This is a genomic window from Nodosilinea sp. LEGE 07088 (assembly GCF_015207395.1).
Taxonomy (GTDB): domain Bacteria; phylum Cyanobacteriota; class Cyanobacteriia; order Phormidesmidales; family Phormidesmidaceae; genus Nodosilinea.
Window position 1 is genome coordinate 26,218 of sequence record NZ_JADEWX010000011.1, and the last position, 16,802, is coordinate 43,019.

Sequence of the window (16,802 nt, forward strand, 5' to 3'; positions counted from 1 at the left end):
CTGGATTTTTTCTCGCCATAGAGAAAGGATAATTGTCCTAATTGGCAATTACCGTCATGTGGCATAAGTTCTCTGTAGTGTTGACTCTGGTTACCCTCGGCAGTGTAAGCGGGCTGGGCTACCTAGCCCTATCGCTTCAGTCAGCCCTCGGTCAGTCTCAGACTGGTCTGAGTTCGGCTGAACTGACGAAAGATACGATCGCACATACCTATGTACGACGTAATGGACGTTCGGGTAGTGGACGTCGGGGGATGCGCAGCTAAAGTTGACTGGCCTGAGCAGCCCGGATCTTTTGGAGTTGGTACTGAGCATCGTCAAAGCAGCCCAACCGGCTGACATCTAGGCAGGCGGTAGCGACTGTTTCAAGATCGGCGATCGCGCGATCGAGATCCCCTAGTTCAGCGTGGAGTAACCCTCTATCGTAGTAAGCAAAGGGATGATCGGGATCGAGCTGAATCGTTTGGTTGAAATCATCCATGGCCCCGGCAAAGTCGCCCAGATCTTGCCGGGTCAGGCCACGGTTGTAGTAAGGTTCCGGGTTGCTGGCATTAATTTGAATGGCAATGGTGAAGTCTTGAATGGCTCCCTGGTAGTCGTTCAAGCGATGCTTGACCAGGCCACGGTTTTCGTAGGCCAGACTGTTATTAGGGCGTAAGTTTACTGCCTCGGTGCAGTCATCTAGGGCAGCGCTGTGGTCATTTAGGTTAGAGAGCGATAGACAGCGGTTGGTATAGGCATCGGCTTTGCTCTCAGGCTCTTTGCCTAGATTAATAGCAGCGGTGTAGTCTTGAATGGCTCCCGCTTCATCGCCAAACTCGGCTCGAGCGTTACCTCGATTAATGTAGGCATCGACATAGTTGTCGTTGTGCTGCAAAGCATCGCTGTAGTCGGTGATGGCTCCCTGCAAATCTCCCAGTTGAAAGCGCAAATTTCCCCGTTGGTAGTACAGCGTTGCCGACTCCGGCTGGGCTTGAATGGCATTGCTCAGGTCTTGGAGGGCCGCTTCCGACTGACCATTTGTCCAGAGTAGGGCTGAGCGTTGGGCCAAGGCGTCGCTGTTACCGGGCTGCAGCGTTAGGGCCTGATTGAGATAGTTTAAAGCGTCATTACGTTGGCCCAGTTGCTCTGCGGTTTCAGCTTGCTGAATCAAATTGTTGACCGTCAACGACTGTGGTAAACGCCGCATCATCGCACTACCTATTACCAAGAGTGCCAGCGTTGCCCCTGCGCCTAGCCAAAGGCCCGGGCGGCGCCAGATAGGCGGCTTTAATGTGCTGGGGTTCGAGTTGGTTTCAGAGGCTGAGGCTGTGGCATCAGTCCCAGCCTCAGCCTCTGAAAACTGGAGTTCTGTCTCCGGATGACGGTCAGCGCTCGCCTGGGCTGGAGTACCCATGCTGGCCAAGGCAACCAAGATGTCTTTGGCCTGATGAAACTGCATCTCGGTTTGGGGCGACACCATTCTAATCAGCAGATTCTTGAGCGGGGCATCCAGGGTTGAGCACTCATCGAGCTGGAGCCTGACCTGACCAATAAAGTCAGTTTGACTCAGGCGAGGAATGGCTTCATTCGATAGACCGGTGGCCATTTGAATCGCAATCATGCCCAGGGCAAAGTGGTCGGCAGCAAACCGCGTGTACTGTCGATTTTGGCTTGGGGGGAGGTAAGCTGAGACTGGATCATTGCCCACAGCGCTACCGTTGGTGGTTTTACCAGTGATTGTCACAGCCGACTCTGGAATGGCCGGGTCTTGAATCAGGCCAAAATCAACCAGCACCAGGTGACCCTGGTCGCGATGGCGAATGAGATTGTTGGGGTGTAGGTTTTGGTGAGCAATACCGTGACGTTGAATCAGCTCTAAAACACTGAGGCTCTCGCCTAAAAAAGCGTTGACCTCCGCTTCAGTTCTGGGCCTGCCTTCGGTTAGCTCTATCTGTAAAGACTGTCCCGGAATGTAGGTGCGTACCCAGTAAAACTCCTGCCCATCTTGAATTGTGGATAGATGCTTTGCGATCGCATCGTGCTCGCCCATGCGCTTGAGTAGATTGACCCGCTTGGCCAGTAAGTCATTGAGAAACTTCAGGGTAATGGCGTTATGGGCCGGTAGCTGGAGATGCTTGACGATGCACTTTGGTTTAGCCGGATCGTTATGATCAGCCATCAGGTAGGTTTTGGTGTAAGCCTTAGTGCTAACAACTCGAATAAACTGAAACCGACCATCGATCAGTCTTTTCACAACCATGAGATTTGCGGGGGTAAATGCACTAGCCAGGGTAGCGATCGCCACCTACGACCTATTGACACTGATGACTTGGGCCGATCAAGCCGGGATCCACAGACTAAAAACACACTGCTCAATGCCCTCCATTAAGCCGAGCCCAAGGCCCCATGATGATATGCGTACAGAGTATTGAATTGGGCTCACCAGCAAAAAACCAGCAAAAAATCACTGGGTGGAAAGCCCTGCAACCGTGCCTCACAGAGCTAGAACTAGCTCTATAGCCCCTGCCGCTACAGCATTAATTTCAGGAACCCATAACAACTCGCCCAATCACCCTCAGTCTGAATTTTGAGGAACCGACGATTAAGATAAACGTGACGACCTTTTAGCAGCCATACTACTATGTACTGTGTAATTTATGACGGTAACTGTAACCTTTGCGTCAGTCTAGTACGGTTACTAGAAGCTGCCGATCGCGGCAATCAGTTTCAATACGCGCCGATGCAAGACAGCAACACCCTAGGCCGTTACGGCATTACCCCTGCCAACTGCGAAGCCGGCATGATCCTAATTGATCTGGCAGCCCCTGAGCAGCGCTGGCAGGGCAGCGCTGCTGCCGAAGAAATTGGCCGTTTGTTGCCCCTGGGCAACTCCTTCGTTCAGGCTTACCGAGCCTTGCCAGGGGCTAAGCAGATGGGGGATCAACTCTATGCCGTTGTCCGCGATCGTCGCTATGACCTGTTTGGCCGCCGCCCTGGCCGCTACGACTCGGCTTACCCTCTCTGTGACAACCAATGCAACAACGCTGAACGCCCTCACTAAAAACCCCAGCCCAGGCTTAGAGCCTGCTGCCGGGGGTAAGCAGAGGGTTTAGGCGCTACCGTTCAGTGCACCGCCATTAGCCTGCCCAGGAGACCACATTTTCGTAAAAGGTCTGCACGGTCAGCACGCTAGGCCAAAAGGAGTCTGCCTTAGCAATATTGCCAGGAATATCTTCTACCCACTGCTGCTGTACCTCAGCGCTGTAGTTGAGATACAGCTTACCGTCCACAATTTCCCAAACACGAGGATCAACCGAAGCCAAGTTGCCCTCACTCATCGCCTTGGCGCAGTAGCCACCATATTGGGGCGCATAGGCTTCAGGGCTAGCAGCAAAAAGCGCCCGATTTTCGGCACTACTAAAGTGCCAAGTCGCTCCATTCCAGCTGTATGAATAAGCCGCATTACCGGGCACCGCAGCTCCTTCGGTAAAGTAAGCCACTGGGTCAGCACCACGAATCGCTAGATTGCTAGCCGACTCCACATAGACTTCAGGGTGGGGCGGTTCGCTGGCCTGCACGACGTCTGCACCCGCGCAAGGGTTCGCACTGGCGCAGGGATTGGCGCTGGCACAGGGGTCAGCACTGGCGCAAGGATTGGCACTGGCGCAAGGGTCAGCGCTGGCGCAAGGATTGGCACTGGCGCAAGGATTAACGGTGCCAGCAGCACCGGCACAAGGTGCTGCAAAAACAGAGCTCACTGCACTGGGTAGCGCCATTGCGCCAACCGTCAACGTGGATGAGGCCAAGAGGGCCGCTAAATATTGAAGCTTCATTGAAATTCTTTGGGGTAAGGACAGGGAGGGAGGCACCGTCGTATCAACGCCTGAATTGATAGTCGATGACTAACCGTTCTGAAACTGAACGCAGGCCTAGCATCCTGCTAGACATTTACTGCTGAAACGCAAGACCTTGGTTAGGGCTCAACGTTGTCACTACTAAACTCGACCTGGCTGAAGACCCCATGAGTGCATTCTGAGAGAGTGTTGAGAGCGGGCCGGTCACATGTATCCACAGATGACAGCGGCCCATAGCGCTCGAGTAGGCTAAGACAAGGCAACGTCCCTCCCGTTCTGTAGGGCTGCTGCACCACCCCATCTCTACCCGTAAGGAGGAGAGACAACCGCTTCAATTGGCGTTGCTCAAATCGAAACCGGGGTTCTAGACGGTGTTCATCTCAGTCATGGATGCTCTATTCGATCTCCGATTTCTGGTTTTCAGAGACAGGCTACTCTGGATTGACTTGCACTCGAGCAAACTTCAGGCCGCTCACCCCCTGTAGGGGCTCTACTGTGCCCTGCTCGATGTGGCCCCCTACTGTGCCTTCGCGATGCAGGTAGTGCAAGTATCGTTTGTACTCTTGCCACTCTTCGCTGGTAGAGTACACCACCGTCAACATGCCGGGCTGGGTAATGCGATCGCCCGTTTCGGCATCGCAAGCCTTATCAATGCGTTTTTTCACAATCTCATAGCGAGTGTCACGGGTACCCCGGACATCGAACAGCCGCTCGGTCGTTTCGTCGTGCACAATATCGACCGTAAAGCCCTGTACTAGCACCAGGTGAGTGATGGTCATGTCGGTGTTGTAGATCGACTTGAGGGCGAACCCCTTGCGGGCGCAGTCGCATACCGCCCGCATCTGCTCATAGCGCAGCGCCTGAAGCTGGAACTCGGTGAATTTGGGGTCGATGGCCTTACCGGCATAGATCATATGGTCGATGCCATCGGTGGCCTCTAGGTCACAGTAGTGGGGAGTAATGGTCTGCATTGACTGTTGCCACTTATTCCAGGTCTCACGCAGCAGCCCGTTAATATGGCCAATGGTTTCGTCATAGATAGCGCGAGATTGATAAACGCAGTTGTGGTCGGCATCAATGGCCGCTTGATACTGTGCGATCGCCTCTTCTACCTCAGCACTGTGCTGGGCAAAGTAAGGGAAATGGACTTCTACCTCGTTCTGTAGATAACGCAGTAGGGTGACTTCGGCATCAACCGTGACACCTTGCTCTAGCGCCATGATGTGATCGTCCAAATCTAAGGCCAGCTGCTCTACCAGAGCATTGCCCACAGTCTGACTAGCCTGCTCAACCACCGCTAGAGCTAGCCTGAACTGAGTGAGCAGATCCTGTTGAATGGCTCGGTTGCGCTCATCTGACGAACCGCGAATATCGGAAATGCCATAGAGCGGATAAACGCTCTCAAACACAATGGGGCCCGACGGCAGCCCCAAGCTGAGGCGTTCAGATTCCTGCTCAAACCGCCAGCGCACTGAGGGATGAATATTGGTAAAGCGATCTTGTACGCTATGGCGCATGGCCGCTGTCAGGGCTGGTATTAGGCTAGTAGCGCGGCTGCAGTCAGCCTGATCAAAGGCATAGGGCTTAGTGCTGGTTAAGCCCACCAGCCCGACCATGGGGGCAGCGCTATCGCCCAGTCGAGCACTGCGCATGACCAGAGGAATCAGCAGCAGCGATCGCGTCCCCTGGGCAATTAACTCTCGTTCACACTGGGTGCTACAGGCGAGACTTAGATCGGGGATATTGACGACCGCTCGTTGCCCAGTCGCCCTCAAGAAGGCTGAGCCCTGGAGAGCGTCCATGGCATAGGTAGCTGTTATCCATTCGGGCTGGTCAAGGGCCGTAAACAGCTGGGCCTGATTATTCTCAGCGCTCAGTAAAAAGCTATCAGTGGCCTTAAACAACTGTTTCATTAATTCATTTGCCTGGTCAAAGCGCTGGGTCCCCAGCACCGACTCATGGCCCACCAGCAATTGGATCAGAGCCTTAGAGGTCTCTCGCTCGGTAACGTCTATGCCCTCAATTAAAATCTGGCCGCTGACACCATAGTTACCCGGCTTGAGGGCTGCCAAAAGCTGCTTAAAAGCGGGTTCTGGACTGAGTAGCTGGGTAGCGACCTGCTCACGGCTCGGTGGCTCAGCCCAACAGGTGCTCAAGTGAGCGTTCAGCAGAGGATCCACGGCATTAATTTCGAGACCGCCTGCGGCAGTGCGCAGGCGCAACTCAATTTGTCGTACCTGGCCCGTTGCAGAATCTGCCAACGACATCACCAAAGGCTCGTTGAGTAGCCGTTCCGAGACCAAATTGGTCTGGTTGTAGGCGTATCGCAGTAGCGCCTGCAAAAAATGGCGTCTAAACCGCTCCTGCAAGGTCTTTTGATCGGCCACAGTGAGGCGATCGAAGAAGCTCAAATCGAGGTGACCCGCCTCAGCGGCAATGCCCGTGAGCCGACAAAAATATTGATTGGCAAACAATACAGGGTGAGCCCGGGGTGGAGAACTGATCTCGCCAGTTATGTCAACTACCGCCATTACCAGGTGGCTATGATTCTGAATTAGGTCTAACCATGGCACCTGCGGACGGCATGGAGGGGTGCTAGGGGTCTCACCCCCCTGTCGCAAGCTGGTATGATCATTGATCATATTACTGGTATCACTTGTCGGCATAGACCTAGAGATGAATTGCGGGTCGATGCATTGAGACGATTCGTTAGCCATAGCTACCCTGTGATTCACCCTTCTAAGGATTGTTACAAAGCAACCCGCTAGAATTCCGCATTGCGCCTCAAATCTTTGTGGAATCGAGGTGTATCTGTGGCTATATCATGAACCTTATGTTATCGTCAGCATCCTGACACCAAGCTTTTGCTAAGCCGTAAGCTAGCAACTCCCCTAGCAACCAGCATACCCGCCACAGTGCGTGAGTCTTCAGCAAAGGGCTCTCCTCACATCATTAAAGCGAGCTGCCCACCTCCTGCGCCCAAAAAAAGTAGAACGCAAGGCTTGAAATTGTTGGCCAGCAGTCTCAGCACTTCAGTTGTTTCCTTCACCCTTTAGAATATAAGTTCAGTGCGTAAGTGCTGCCCTGGGGATAGCATGGGCTATATTCGGGCCACGGAGATCAACGCTGTAGACCAGTGCTTGAGGCACTCCATGTCACGTCATGCTTGTGATGACCTGACTATGGTGACTATTCGTTTTGTTTAGATGGTTGTTATCGCTGAGCTATGTTTGAAGCCCTGTCTGACCGCCTCGAATCTGCATGGAAAAGCCTGCGTGGCCAGGACAAAATCAGCGAGTCTAATATTGACAGTGCCCTGCGGGAGGTGCGCCGTGCTCTGTTAGAAGCCGACGTCAACCTCCAGGTGATTAAAGACTTTATCGCCCAGGTCAAAGAAAACGCCCTGGGCATTGAGGTAGTCAAGGGGGTCAGCCCCGACCAGCAGTTCATCAAAGTGGTGAACGATGAGCTGGTGCGGCTCATGGGCGACACCAATGCTCCCTTGGCAGACTCGCCAACCAAGCCCACAGTGGTGCTGATGGCGGGTCTACAGGGTACGGGTAAAACCACCGCTACCGCTAAACTGGCGCTACATTTGCGCAAAGAAAACCGCAGCACCCTGCTGGTCGCCACCGACGTCTACCGTCCGGCGGCGATCGATCAGCTCGTTACCCTCGGCAAGCAGATTGACGTGCCCGTGTTTGAGCTGGGCACCGACGCCAACCCCGTTGACATTGCCCGCCAGGGGGTTGAGAAGGCCAAAGCCGATGGCGTAGACACAGTCATCGTTGACACGGCAGGTCGCCTCCAGATCGACCCCAAGATGATGGCCGAACTGGCCGATATTAAAACCGCCATTGCGCCCGACGAGGTGCTGCTGGTGGTCGATGCCATGACCGGCCAGGAGGCTGCCAACCTCACCCGCACCTTCCACGACGACATTGGTATTACCGGGGCCATTCTCACCAAAATGGACGGCGATGCAAGGGGTGGGGCGGCTCTGTCGGTGCGACAGATCTCCGGCCAGCCGATTAAGTTTATTGGCGTGGGCGAAAAGGTAGAAGCGCTTCAGCCCTTCTACCCCGATCGCATGGCATCCCGCATTTTGGGCATGGGTGACGTGCTCACCCTGGTGGAAAAGGCTCAGGAAGCCGTGGACCTTGGTGATGCCGAAAAGCTACAGCAAAAAATTCTCGAAGCCGAGTTTGACTTTGACGACTTTCTCAAGCAAATGCGCTTTATGAAGAGCATGGGCTCTTTGGGCGGCATTATGAAGCTGATTCCGGGCATGGGCAAGCAAATTACCGGGGACATGCTGGAACAGGGTGAGGCGCAGCTCAAACGCTGCGAAGCCATGATCAACTCCATGACCACCGCAGAGCGCAAACAGCCCAATCTGCTCGCTAGCTCCCCCAGCCGCCGCCGTCGCATTGCCAAAGGCTCAGGGCACCAAGAAAAAGACGTGGGCAAGCTAGTCAGTGATTTCACCAAGATGCGCACCATGATGCAGCAGATGGGGCGCGGCGGCGGCTTTCCCGGCATGGGTGGCGGTATGCCAGGCATGGATGGCGGCGGCTTCCCCGGTATGGGTGGTGGTATGCCGGGGCTACCCGGTATGGGCGGCGGGGCTCAGCCGGGATTTCGTGCCCCCAGCAACAAAAAACAGAAAAAACAGAAGAAAAAGAAAGGCTTTGGCCAGCTTTAGCAACGTCAGTTCGAGAGAATGCTTTTTCCAACCGGGAGGGGTGCCCGGAGTGCTTCGTCGTGGGCTCAGCCAAACGGCGGGATGGGTCAAAACGGCAATATCATACGAAACCCGATTTGGGAAACCCCGATTCACAATCAGGAACCCCGTAGGGGTATAGCATGCTATGCCCCTACAAACCGGGGGTATTCAGGCAGGATTTGGTATCAGACCAACCGTTCCTCACAGATAGATAGCTTAATGACCCAGGCGAATCCACCCCTAGCCCCTCCTTGGAGGGGAAGGCAAGCCGGTCTTCCAAAGGTCAACGCTGATACCGAATTCAGGGTTTAGCTAGAAACTGGAGTTTTGGTTGGCTCAAGCGCAGTCTTGCCTACTTACCACACGATATGGGCTGCTGCTGCCTTATACCAAATCCGAACCGCATAACCCCGATTCCATAAAGGCCAATCTGTAGGGGCGAATGGCATTCGCCCCAGGGAATCGGGGGTAACCAAACAGGATTTGGTATTAGACGAAGCTAAAGGTTATAGGATCGCTGCTGTAAATTCAGCTCCTGTACATCCACGCTGGCGGGCAGGCTCAGCAGCCAATCGATGGCCGAGGTAATCGCGGCCATCGGTATCGGGGTCTGGGGGCCAAACCGGCCCGCTGCGATATCTAGCATGACTTCTTCGGTGGCCACGTTGCCAGAATTAATCACTGTGAATCCAATGTTTTGACTACCCAAGGCCAGCCGCAGCGCCTGTACCGCGCCGCGCAGGCCAAACTCGGAAGCCGTATTGGCCACTTCCACCGACGGGCAGTTGTCTAGCCCGCTGAGAGCGCCAATGTAGATGGCCCTCGAATTGGCGGCATGGGAAAGGTTCGACGCCAGCGATCGCGTGATTTCGATCGGCGCAATGGTGTTGACGCTCAGCACAAAGCGGGTTTCGGCGTCGGAGCTGCTGAGGAAGTCGTAGGCGTCGGTAAACGCCCCTGCTTCCCATACACCGCCCATAAAGAGCAGGGCATCTAGGGGCTGGTTGCCGAGGGCGTGAGCGATCGCGGCAATGCCCTCTGGGGTTGAAATATCGGCCTGTATCCAGGTGCCCGCGACGGCGGCGGTTCTAGAAACAGACCATACTGCGTGGCCCTGATCTACGAAATGCTGAGTCACGGCGGCGCCAATGCCTCGGCTAGCACCAATGACGACAACGGTTCTTGGAAATTGATTCATCCTTCAGCAGTGCCTCAATAGATTGTTTCGTACTCTCCATTTTCGGCAGTGTGGAGCTTCCAGTATTCTGTGGCGATGCGATCGCTGCTGTACTTTGGGTCATCGCCGTTGACCGTGCCGCAGATAGTGACGGTGCCCACTTTGATTGGCGAATCTTTGAGGGCGGCGTGGAGGGTGTTGGCCAGTACGCGAATTCCGGCTTTACCGACGGAAAGAGAGATGAAGTTGGGGTCGGGGTAGAGGGCGAAGCCACCGCCGGTAAAGAGGAGCGTGCCCTTTTGCTGGGCCTGCATGGCGGGAAGAACGGCCCGGGCACAGGCGATCGCCCCGGCGACATTGACCCGAAAGTCGCTGACTAAAGTGTCAAACTCGGTTTGCAGCACGCTCTCCATGCGAGGCACGGCGGCGTTGTAAACCAGAACCTCCGGCATCTCCAACTGGGTTTGCATGGCCACAAACGCCGCTTTTAGGGCTGCTTCGTCGCCAGCATCGGCCAAGAAATAGTGGGAGGTCGTGCCTTCTGATTGCAGCACGGACTGATAGCCTTTGAGCTTCTCTGGGCTGCGGGCGACCATCGCAATCTCAAAGCCTTCACTGGCAAATTTGCGGACGATCGCCATACCATTGCCCTCACCCATACCCACAATGGCACAGAGTTTTACCATGGTTTCGCTCCTTTTTATTTTGAACGGAAAATTACTGATTGGGATAAAGCCACCAGGCCAGCAGTTTAGTCAGTCGGGGCATAACCATATAGGTCATCAGAGTAACGGTGATAAAAATCAAAATGAGCAACTGCACCAGGGGTGGAAACAGGCCTAACCAGGCAGCTGGCAGCAAAGACAACATGCGGTTGATGACAAAGATAACGGCCCCGGTGACTATCACCATCTTGTAGCGGGCGGGAGGCTTGAGGCCAGGTTTCGACGGCAGCGTAAACCAGGTTTCTAGACCTGTAATAATTGAGAATGTACCCTTGTTGAGGGTAAGTTCCTTAGCCTGGGCTAGATAGTTTTGCCGAGCAGTAGAATTTTCCCACTGCTTCAAATGATCCAGATGATCAAATTTAAAGATGACGCGATATTCCGATGGATTTTGTTGGCTGGGGCGAAAGACAGACGAGCCAAGATAACCTTCAAAGGTACTGGCAGTACCGATGATTTGCTCTAGCAGAAATTCAAACTCGCGCTCTTTTCCAGGTCTAACGCTCTGCATCACGTCTACCGTAACGGGAGGATCGCTTTGCATAACCTTAGCCTTTGCTGAGCAGCGGTGCGCCTTCAACCCCAAGCTCTAGTCGCACAATTTGGGCGGGTTCGACTCCACCCGGTGGCGGATAGGACATGCCCCCATTGTTGACGACGTAAAGCCCGGTGCCGTAGAAGGCCACAGCGGTACAGCCGGTTACGCCCTGTTCGGCCTCGGCGATAATGGTTGTGTTGCCATCGGGCTCGATGCGCACCACGCTATTGTAGACATGGGTCGTGCCGTAGAGATTGCCGTGGATATCGAAGGCAAAGTCATCGAGGTTGGTGCCCTCCACAAAAATTTCTGGCTCCTGCGGTGTATGGTTATCATCTAGTGGAATACGCACCAGCCGTTTTTGCTCGGTATTCGACACGTAGAGAACGTCGCCAAATCGCTTCAACCCGTTGGCTCCCGGAAATGGATTGTTGCTATCGGCGCGGGCAAGAAGCGGGTGCTCTAGCCAAATATTGGCGGTCTGAGTGATCAGATCAAAGGACCAAATCGCGCCTCGATAGGAGTCTGCCATCAGGTATTGATTAGCCGAAATCGGCGTAATGCCGTTGAGAAACAGGGCCCCCGGTAGCGTTTGCAAAAACTGCACTTCGCCATCGGCCAAAATGGCCACAAAAGGAACGCTTTCTGCATTCCAGCCGTTGATTAGAAGGCTATCTTCCTCAATTAGGGCAATGCCGGTGACTTTACCCTCAAGCTTGGCATATAGTCCTAAGTTATTTTCGCGATCGAGCGTGATAATTTCTCCAGCTTCATGGCTGGTGATCAATAGTTTGCCTGTGGGGGCGATCGCTAGATTCTCTAAAAAAGTATTGACGGGCAGTGTAACTAGGGTTTGCGACGGGGCGATCGCAACGGGCGTCCCAGCATAGATATCAGGTAATGCCATGATTTTAGGCCAAAATTAGAGGGGCTAGAACCGGTGCCATCAGCATTTCAAACTCCAGATTAGTAGCGCTGACGATATTCTCAACAATCTTACTGTTGGCAAGGCGCATGACGTGGGTTTCATGGAAGGTAATCACGCGATCGCTTTTAGGAATACCAAAATAGTCTTTTACGTGCTGCTGAAATGACTTAAAGCGCACCACAACGCGATCGCCTGTGGCAAAACTATCCTCAATGACCAGCGATTTCACATCAGGAAAGGCTTCATAAAAGCCAGAAAAAACTTGTTTGTATTCCTCAATACCATCGATTGGCCCAGTGGGCTTGAGACCTGTAATAATCTGCACGCTTTCGTCTAGCAGTTCTTCTGCCAGACTCATGTCACCCTTGCCTAAAAATTGCTCAACGTAGCGATGGGCAACCGCTATATTTTGGCTTTCTACTTCATTCATCCTTGAAATTCCCCGACTTGCTTAAAATCTACGATAATGGCAGAGTTCGGATAAATCAAATTGATAATAAAGATAGAATGCATCAATTCAAATGATAGATCTGAGCGCTATTGACCTCAACCTGCTGGTGGCCTTCGAGTCTCTCTACGCCGAGCGCAGCGTAACGGCGGCAGCCCAGCGCATCCATGTGGGGCAACCGGCGATGAGTGCGGCGCTGGGGCGCCTGCGATCGCTCTTTGCCGACGACCTGTTTGTGCGGGTGGGGCGAGAAATGAGACCCACCGCCAGGGCCGAGGCGATCGCACCTCAGATTGCCTCGGCGCTAAGCACGGTGCGAGCAACCCTGGCGGAGCGACAAACTTTTGATCCAGCCCTGGCGACCAAGATATTTACCCTCGCCACTTCTGACTATTTTGCCAGTCTGATTTTGCCAAAACTGTTGCCGGTGCTTAAAGACCAGGCTCCCCAGGTCGATCTCCGCCTCATCACGGTTGAGAAAGAATCCTTTGTGGAACTTTTGGAAGAAGACATTATCGATTTAGCATTGGGAACCTTCGCGGACTTGCCATCGCATATCGCGCGAGAAACCCTAGTTACGGAGAAATTTGTGGGTCTCTGCCGCCAGGGACATCCTGCAATTAAAACTGGCGGAGTTAGCCTGGAGAACTTTGTTGAGTTTCCTCACGCTCTGTTTACGCTGCGTCGCGATGCCATCGGTATTATTGACCAAACCCTCGCCAAACAAGGATTACAGCGTCGGATTGCCCTCACCATTCCCTACTGGTTTACGCTGCCAGCGGCGATCGCCGCGTCCGATCTACTCACCGCTATTCCCTCCTGTTTACAGCAGCACTTTGTTGAGTATTACCCAGTGCAGTGTTTTGAGATTCCCCTCCAGCTACCGTCCTGGGGGATTGCGATGGTCTGGAGTAAACTACAAGATCGCGATGCAGCCAATCTTTGGCTACGGCACATTGTGCGAGACATTTGTCGAGAGCTAGACGGCACTGGTTTGCTAGCAGGGCATACTGGATGACCCTCTGCTAGTGAGCAATTCCAGCATCGTGAACGGACGAGAACAAAATCCCATTTTCATGGCTGGGGTGGCACCTTTTGCCAGTCCCCAATGGGGTCTGACCCAATTATGAACCAGCCGTTGCAGGTCTAAAACCCGCTGTAAGCTCGGGAGTTTCTTCGCATAGAGATTTGCCCGTCTGCGATAGGTACTACATCGCCTTCTCAAGGCTACATTCTGAGCCTCATTATGATTCGCCTGGACCACAAGCTTTGGGCTAATTGTGGTAAAAGGATGCTCAACTTTGACCCATTCAACCCGCCGATTTCCTTGAGACCCCTTAATTTTCATGGCGACTTCTAAGCCCTCTCGCCAGACTTTGCGATAGCCATAACCTGGGTGATACTCACCGCTCAGGAGATAGACACTAGCCAGGTTCCACAATTGGTTTCCATATCGTCTTTCGCCATCGGAAAACCAACGGATGCCTTCACAGCCCTTGACCCACTCCCAAGCGGCCTCAACGCTGGTGGCAAAGAGTTGCTCGTCCTTGAGGCAGGCTCGCGCCCCGATCCAATAACGACTCTCACATCCAATAAAATGCACGGTCCAGCCTTCTGATTCAGCGGGGGGGAAAGTTCTCGCCGACGCGAGTGTAAACTTCATCCCCTTCAACCGTCACATCAGACCCTTCAGGGGCTGGCGGTGACCATTCGACAATCTTGTCCGCTAAACACTGCTCCCAACGTATTATCGTCGTATGGGACTTGCCAAAGGTCCGGCCCGTTGCTCGAACACCCATCCCTTCAGTGCGACCATTGAGCGCAAACGAAACCAGACTGCTGGAGGTGCGTAATCGGCTCATCGGCGTTCCTGTTCGTTCGTTAAAACGTTTCCCGCATTCTTGGCAACGATATCGTTGCAACTGTGTTCCATCTTTTAACTGGTCAAATCCTCGTTTGATTACCTTCTGGCTTTGGCAATTTGAACAATGCATCGGCATGCATCCATTGAACTGTCAATATTTTAGCCAAGTCCTTTTAAGACACTAATGCCCCAGGACTGGAAAGGGTTTTAGCTTTTCGATAAAAATTCTCGCCAGAATTATAGGAAGTTTCTTACGTAAAATTCATTGCGATCTTACTTCGTTATTCAACAGGAAAATACCAATAGATGCAGATTTACAGCTACTTTAAATAGGAAAATAAACAAGATCAGGCCTGCTGGAAGTAGGCATGAATTAGATGTTCAAGCGCATACTGCCTTGATTAGGGGCGGAGTCGATACCCCACCCCTCGAACTGTTTCAATGCAATTATCGCCTAGCTTTCTCCGCAGATGTCCAACATAGACGTTGACAATATTCGTGCCAGGATCATAATCGTAGCCCCAGATACGATCCAGAATTTGTTCTCGGGTCAGGACCTGCATCGGATGTCTAAGGAAAAATTCTGCAAGTAAAAACTCCCGAGTTGAGAGTTCGACAGGATGATCGCTCACCCAAGCCTGACGAGTTAAGAGATCTAGCCGGATATTCCTAACTTGTAAGGTTTTCTCCGGTTGAGTGCGGGGTAGTCGATTGCGGAGTTGGACTCGGATGCGGGCCAGCAATTCTTCAAAGCTGAAAGGCTTAGTGATGTAGTCATCCGCGCCCCCTTCCAACCCCGTAACCGTGTTTCGCACCCCATCTTGGGCAGTCAGGACAATAATCGGCAACGTGTATTCCTCTCGTAGGGCTTTGAGCACGGACAAACCATCTCGATCGGGCAGGCCCAAGTCCAGAATCACTAAGTCAAAATCCTCGCTAACGCTGACTTGCAGCGCATCACGACCGGTGTTAACGGCGATGGTCGTGAAACCAAGCGCCTGCAGTCCGGACTCTAAGAAGTCGACGATGCGGGGGTTGTCTTCAACTATCAAAATCCGATTCATAGATTGCTCTATCGAGAGTTAGCGGAACAGTATGGATATGAAGGAAGTTGCTCCCTGAACCCGATAGCTAGAGAGTTTAGCCTATCCACCGTAGGTTTGAGAAATGGCCCGAACCCAACCCGTGGTGTTCATCCTGGGTTTTGCTATGGGTCGTACGAGCAAAGCGTTCAAAAATTTTTGCCTGATCATTGTCAGCAATACCCTCTCCAATATCTCTGACCCAGCGGTTGCTAAGGATTCTAGACGACGAGTTGCTTGAGCATCCATCTCGGCAACCTCTGTGATACCAGAACCAGGATAGAATTTGTCGATCGGGGCACTAAACGTTCGACGCATCTGCTGATACAAGTGATCGGATCCATACATCCCCGCCATCTTAGACGTGAATATTTATACAATCATACTCGTTTCAAAACAAAAGTCTGCAACGGCAAGATTGCCATCGTCAACACTTATACTGATAATAGTTCGAGGCTCTAGAGCTAGATTTTAGGAGCTCTGTAATGCAGCGATAAAAGTAATATAAAGATATTTTATTTTTCTGGGATAAAAAAGCTGCATCCAGTATTTCTTGGATGCAGCCCAAACTCAATTTTTAGCTGAGAAGACCTACAGGAATTATTGACTCTCCTTGTCTAGAAATCATCTGCAGGGCCTGATATGTTGGCTCAACTAAATTCTTGTCAAGATTTTCGCGGCGGAGTTTATCAAAGTCAACGGCGTCCTTATCTAAGTTTTCGCGGCGGAGTTTATCAAAGTCAACGGCGTCCTTATCTAAGTTCTCGCGGCGGAGTTCATCAAAGTCAACGGCGTCCTTATCTAAGTTTTCGCGGCGGAGTTCATCAAAGTCAACGGCGTCCTTATCTAAGTTCTCGCGGCGGAGTTTATCGAAGTCAACGGCGTCCTTATCTAAGTTCTCGCGGCGGAGTTCATTGAGGTTAGGCTTTTTTTGTTCTGTTGCCTCAACTGGCAAAACAATAGTACCCATTAAAGTGAAAATTAGGGTACATAGAGAAAAGAGTTTCATGGGTTATCTCCAACTGAACTGCATAAGTGCCTGAGCGGCTTGACACAAATCAGTATGGTTTGCATTCGTAAATGTCTGATAAAGCAAAGATAAGACTCTTTTTATGTGCGACCCCTTGCAAATATATTAAGTTGGCTTACCTGAAGCAATACCCCGGACAAAAAATTGCCCTCCATATTACCTGTAAGCCAGAGCCTACGTTGCTCAAAGTATTTAAATCAATGTCAGCCTGAAAACTAACCTTGATTTAAATAGGAAATTGCTAGAGTGATTGCCCTGTAAGCCTTATAGCGTCGTTGCTAAAACTGTCCGGACTGTTGCTGAAGCATAAGCTAGCCTAACACTGCTCGATCGCACTAACACGGCGTACCGGCTTGACAAATAAAAGAGTTAGTCTTTAGCTTAGGCTCTTATTAGTCGGCCTCCAGCGCGTGACTAACGCCCCAGCTGGCCCGACGATACTAGCCCTGAC

The 16,802-nt window shown here is 52.5% G+C and carries 14 protein-coding genes; 3 read left to right on the forward strand and 11 right to left on the reverse strand.

The window, feature by feature from the left end:
- Window positions 1-259 precede the first annotated feature (259 nt).
- Window positions 260-2,239, reverse strand: a complete 1,980-nt coding sequence (locus tag IQ254_RS04810) for a tetratricopeptide repeat protein (RefSeq protein ID WP_193965011.1) — start codon at window positions 2,237-2,239, stop codon at window positions 260-262.
- 381 nt (window positions 2,240-2,620) lie between these two features.
- Between IQ254_RS04810 and IQ254_RS04815 the strand changes: the two genes are divergently transcribed.
- Window positions 2,621-3,040 (forward strand): thiol-disulfide oxidoreductase DCC family protein, encoded by a 420-nt coding sequence (locus IQ254_RS04815; RefSeq protein ID WP_193965013.1) that lies wholly within the window; start codon window positions 2,621-2,623, stop codon window positions 3,038-3,040.
- A gap of 76 nt (window positions 3,041-3,116) precedes the next feature.
- On the opposite strand, the gene IQ254_RS04820 is transcribed toward IQ254_RS04815, so the two are convergent.
- The gene (locus IQ254_RS04820) at window positions 3,117-3,812 is read right to left on the reverse strand and encodes a YHS domain-containing (seleno)protein (protein WP_193965015.1); all 696 of its coding nucleotides are present in this window, start codon (window positions 3,810-3,812) and stop codon (window positions 3,117-3,119) included.
- 452 nt (window positions 3,813-4,264) lie between these two features.
- Window positions 4,265-6,364 (reverse strand): GAF domain-containing protein, encoded by a 2,100-nt coding sequence (locus tag IQ254_RS04825; RefSeq protein ID WP_193965017.1) that lies wholly within the window; start codon window positions 6,362-6,364, stop codon window positions 4,265-4,267.
- Window positions 6,365-7,059: 695 nt separating this feature from the next.
- Here IQ254_RS04825 and ffh point away from each other — a divergent pair.
- Window positions 7,060-8,538 (forward strand): signal recognition particle protein, encoded by a 1,479-nt coding sequence (gene ffh, locus IQ254_RS04830; protein WP_193965019.1) that lies wholly within the window; start codon window positions 7,060-7,062, stop codon window positions 8,536-8,538.
- A gap of 520 nt (window positions 8,539-9,058) precedes the next feature.
- Here the strand turns inward: ffh and IQ254_RS04835 are convergent.
- The 5 genes from IQ254_RS04835 to IQ254_RS04855 are packed head-to-tail and all read right to left on the reverse strand — an operon-like array spanning window position 9,059 to window position 12,357.
- The gene (locus tag IQ254_RS04835; RefSeq protein WP_193965021.1) at window positions 9,059-9,757 is read right to left on the reverse strand and encodes an SDR family oxidoreductase; all 699 of its coding nucleotides are present in this window, start codon (window positions 9,755-9,757) and stop codon (window positions 9,059-9,061) included.
- Between the two features lie 14 nt (window positions 9,758-9,771).
- On the reverse strand, window positions 9,772-10,422 hold the full coding sequence (locus IQ254_RS04840) for an SDR family NAD(P)-dependent oxidoreductase (RefSeq protein WP_193965023.1): 651 nt from the start codon (window positions 10,420-10,422) through the stop codon (window positions 9,772-9,774).
- Window positions 10,423-10,453: 31 nt separating this feature from the next.
- Complete coding sequence (locus tag IQ254_RS04845; RefSeq protein ID WP_193965025.1) at window positions 10,454-11,005, reverse strand: antibiotic biosynthesis monooxygenase; 552 nt, start codon at window positions 11,003-11,005, stop codon at window positions 10,454-10,456.
- Window positions 11,006-11,009: 4 nt separating this feature from the next.
- Window positions 11,010-11,906 carry an SMP-30/gluconolactonase/LRE family protein gene (locus IQ254_RS04850; RefSeq protein WP_193965027.1) on the reverse strand — a complete coding sequence of 299 codons (897 nt, stop codon included), beginning with the start codon at window positions 11,904-11,906 and terminating at the stop codon, window positions 11,010-11,012.
- A gap of 4 nt (window positions 11,907-11,910) precedes the next feature.
- A complete protein-coding gene (locus tag IQ254_RS04855) occupies window positions 11,911-12,357 on the reverse strand; it encodes an ester cyclase (RefSeq protein WP_193965029.1) in 447 nt (148 codons plus the stop codon).
- 85 nt (window positions 12,358-12,442) lie between these two features.
- Here IQ254_RS04855 and IQ254_RS04860 point away from each other — a divergent pair, with 85 nt between their 5' ends.
- A complete protein-coding gene (locus IQ254_RS04860; protein WP_193965074.1) occupies window positions 12,443-13,393 on the forward strand; it encodes a LysR family transcriptional regulator in 951 nt (316 codons plus the stop codon).
- Here the strand turns inward: IQ254_RS04860 and IQ254_RS04865 are convergent.
- From IQ254_RS04865 to IQ254_RS04875, 3 genes are all read right to left on the reverse strand, one after another.
- Window positions 13,373-14,369 (reverse strand): IS1 family transposase gene (locus IQ254_RS04865; RefSeq protein ID WP_193965031.1). Its coding sequence is split into 2 segments (ribosomal slippage): window positions 13,373-14,008 and window positions 14,010-14,369, totalling 996 coding nucleotides; the frame shifts between segments, so codons are not numbered across the junction. The genes IQ254_RS04860 and IQ254_RS04865 overlap by 21 nt on opposite strands.
- Before the next feature lie 271 nt (window positions 14,370-14,640).
- A complete protein-coding gene (locus IQ254_RS04870) occupies window positions 14,641-15,303 on the reverse strand; it encodes a response regulator transcription factor (RefSeq protein ID WP_193965033.1) in 663 nt (220 codons plus the stop codon).
- A 595-nt stretch (window positions 15,304-15,898) separates the two neighbouring features.
- Window positions 15,899-16,330 (reverse strand): hypothetical protein, encoded by a 432-nt coding sequence (locus tag IQ254_RS04875; RefSeq protein WP_193965035.1) that lies wholly within the window; start codon window positions 16,328-16,330, stop codon window positions 15,899-15,901.
- Window positions 16,331-16,802 lie beyond the last annotated feature (472 nt).

Coding starts and splice junctions, on each gene's coding strand:
- IQ254_RS04840 (WP_193965023.1), bottom strand. CDS start 10,422: ATGGTAAAACTCTGTGCCATTGTGGGTATGGGTGAGGGCAATGGTATG.
- IQ254_RS04870 (WP_193965033.1), bottom strand. CDS start 15,303: ATGAATCGGATTTTGATAGTTGAAGACAACCCCCGCATCGTCGACTTC.
- IQ254_RS04835 (WP_193965021.1), bottom strand. CDS start 9,757: ATGAATCAATTTCCAAGAACCGTTGTCGTCATTGGTGCTAGCCGAGGC.
- IQ254_RS04810 (WP_193965011.1), bottom strand. CDS start 2,239: ATGGTTGTGAAAAGACTGATCGATGGTCGGTTTCAGTTTATTCGAGTT.
- IQ254_RS04850 (WP_193965027.1), bottom strand. CDS start 11,906: ATGGCATTACCTGATATCTATGCTGGGACGCCCGTTGCGATCGCCCCG.
- IQ254_RS04820 (WP_193965015.1), bottom strand. CDS start 3,812: ATGAAGCTTCAATATTTAGCGGCCCTCTTGGCCTCATCCACGTTGACG.
- IQ254_RS04845 (WP_193965025.1), bottom strand. CDS start 11,005: ATGCAAAGCGATCCTCCCGTTACGGTAGACGTGATGCAGAGCGTTAGA.
- IQ254_RS04855 (WP_193965029.1), bottom strand. CDS start 12,357: ATGAATGAAGTAGAAAGCCAAAATATAGCGGTTGCCCATCGCTACGTT.
- IQ254_RS04815 (WP_193965013.1), top strand. CDS start 2,621: ATGTACTGTGTAATTTATGACGGTAACTGTAACCTTTGCGTCAGTCTA.
- ffh (WP_193965019.1), top strand. CDS start 7,060: ATGTTTGAAGCCCTGTCTGACCGCCTCGAATCTGCATGGAAAAGCCTG.
- IQ254_RS04825 (WP_193965017.1), bottom strand. CDS start 6,364: ATGGCGGTAGTTGACATAACTGGCGAGATCAGTTCTCCACCCCGGGCT.
- IQ254_RS04875 (WP_193965035.1), bottom strand. CDS start 16,330: ATGAAACTCTTTTCTCTATGTACCCTAATTTTCACTTTAATGGGTACT.